The following is a 2208-nucleotide window of genomic DNA, read 5'->3' as shown; positions in this document are numbered from 1 at the left end:
GCGGGGCCCACGCCGGCGCAGGCCCGCAAAGCTCCACGCCGACAAGGGCTACGACTACCGCCACCTGCGGCAATGGCCGGCACAGCGAGGCATCCGGCACCGCATCGCCCGCAAGGGCATCGAGTCCTCACAGCGACTCGGCCGACACCGCTGGACCATCGAACGCACCATGGCCTGGCTCGCCGGCTGCCGCCGACTCCACCGCCACTACGAACGCAAGGCCGAACACTTCCTCGCCTTCACCAGCATCGCCTGCACCCTCATCTGCTACCGCAGACTCACCAAATGAGATGGCTTCTAAAGCTGGCGCAGCGCCGATACCGGAACCCGCACGTTGCGGTGGTGTGCCAGCGCCTTCTCCCGCCAGGACAGGTGTACGACGATATCGGTCTCCTCGACCGCCACCCTCGCCATGGCCTCTCCCTCATGGTCGGAGTGCCCGGCGTATCACGATGCCTCGGGACGTCGCCGGCTGGATGTACATCGGGCTGTGGGTTTTCCTCGGAGTGACACTCCTACAGTTCCGGGTTCACGGAGGCATGCGTACGGTGAGAAAAGCGATGTCGTCGGTGCTTCCGGTGCCGAGGTCGGCGATGGTCAGCCTTGGTTGATCCAACAGGTCAACGCACTCCACTACCTCGGAACGGGTGAAGGATTCCGTTCCTTCCAGAAGCAGGCCCGCCAGACGGTCTCCCGGAAGGACTGCTGTGAATGTGCGGGGCTGGAACGCTGATCGGATGACCCGGACGACTTCGCACCCGGCCAGCGCTGTGTATAGGCCCGGCATCCCGTCGTGGCTCCACGACGTGCACTGCCTCGACATCATGGTCCTGTCCCAACCCCTCCGATGCCATCGAGGACACGGCCGAGACCACCGGTGGTGCGGCCGGCCTGGCCGATGCCCCGTTCCAGGCCGCGGCCGACGCAATCAGCAACCTCGCCACCGCCCTCCCCCAGCGCCCCGCCGACTCGCCCGTCGCCGGTCCGGAGGACACCTCCGACATGGTGTTCCTCCGGGCGGTGCTCGCATGGGAGACCGCAGCCCTGTGACAGGTTCTCACCGCTCCGAAACGGGCGCAGGACGGGGAGCAGGAGGCCGCCGGGCTCGGTGAACTGCTCCGGGAAGTGGGCGAAGAACCGCCGCCCGTTCCTGGCGGACTGTGTCCGCCCTCAGACCGCTCGGATGGTACGGATCGGAGTGAAAGCAGTGAACGCGCAGGCCATGAAGGTATTTGTGGCCTGTAGGTCGCGGCTGGGGTGGCTGTCGTCATGCGCCGGACAGGGTGAAGAGGGCGCCGTCGGGGTCGCGGATGAGGAACGCGTTGTCCGGGCTACCGGCCGGTGTGGGAAGCGATGAGGATTCGCCTCCGGCCGTGACGGCGGCCGCTGCGGCCTGTTCGCCGTCCCTCACCTGAAAGTGGACGTTCCACCGAGGCCGGACCTTTGGGTCCGGGCCGGTTTCGTCGCTGCCGCCGTACAGGGTGGCGACGGTGCGTCCTGCGGCCTGGACGATGATGTGGTCCCGGGCGTAGTCGACCGTGCAGCCTCCCGGTGGCCGGGCCCAGTCGAAGACCTCCGCGTAGAAAATCGCGGCGTCGAACGCGTCACGGGTCCGCAGGTCCAGCCGCACCGGGGCCCCGCCTCGTCCCACCGACCAGGTCAGGGCCGGGCCTTCCCAGAATCCGAACACGGCGCCGTCCCGGTCCGCGGCGATCCCGGCACGGCCCTCTCCCAGGAGCAGAGGACCGACGGCGAGGGTGGCGCCGCGCTCACTGATCCGGGCCGCCGTCTCGTCCGCGTCCCTGACTGCGAAGTACGGCGTCCAGACAGCCGGATGGCCACCGCCCGGGCAGCATCCGATCCCGGCGACCGGCTCACCCTGTGCCAGAGCCACCGAGAAGTCGCTGCCGAGCGTACTGGGCCTGAACGTCCAGCCCATGACGTCGGAGTAGAAGGACTGCGCCACGCGCAGGTCCCGAGCCATCAGGCTCACCCAGCACGGCGCACCCGCCACCGGCACGGATCTTTCGAGGGCCGGCATTCGGTGCTCCTGCGGGTGCGTGATGGACGTCAGGCCATGCTCAGGGCGGCCAAGGGGGTCAGCTGCTGGGGGTTGTGCGGAGCAGGTCGCGTACCCGGTCGACCAGACCGGCACCCGGAATGAGGAGTCTGTTGGCGGGCGGGGTGTTCGGGAGCAGGGGGTGGGGG

General features: G+C 68.6%; 2 protein-coding genes. One reads left to right on the top strand and one right to left on the bottom strand.

Annotation, left to right across the window (positions count from 1 at the left end):
* Positions 1-289 (top strand): transposase (locus EAO76_RS42315; RefSeq protein WP_148841535.1); only part of this gene is annotated, 289 nt, incomplete at its 5' end.
* A 978-nt stretch (positions 290-1267) separates the two neighbouring features.
* Here the strand turns inward: EAO76_RS42315 and EAO76_RS42310 are convergent.
* On the bottom strand, positions 1268-2041 hold the full coding sequence (locus tag EAO76_RS42310) for a VOC family protein (RefSeq protein ID WP_148841534.1): 774 nt from the start codon (positions 2039-2041) through the stop codon (positions 1268-1270).
* Between the last annotated feature and the right edge of the window lie 167 nt (positions 2042-2208).

Source organism: Streptomyces sp. sk2.1 (assembly GCF_008120935.1).
GTDB lineage: Bacteria > Actinomycetota > Actinomycetes > Streptomycetales > Streptomycetaceae > Streptomyces.
Note: the sequence above shows the minus strand (reverse complement) of the source record. Positions and strands in the feature narration are given on the sequence as shown.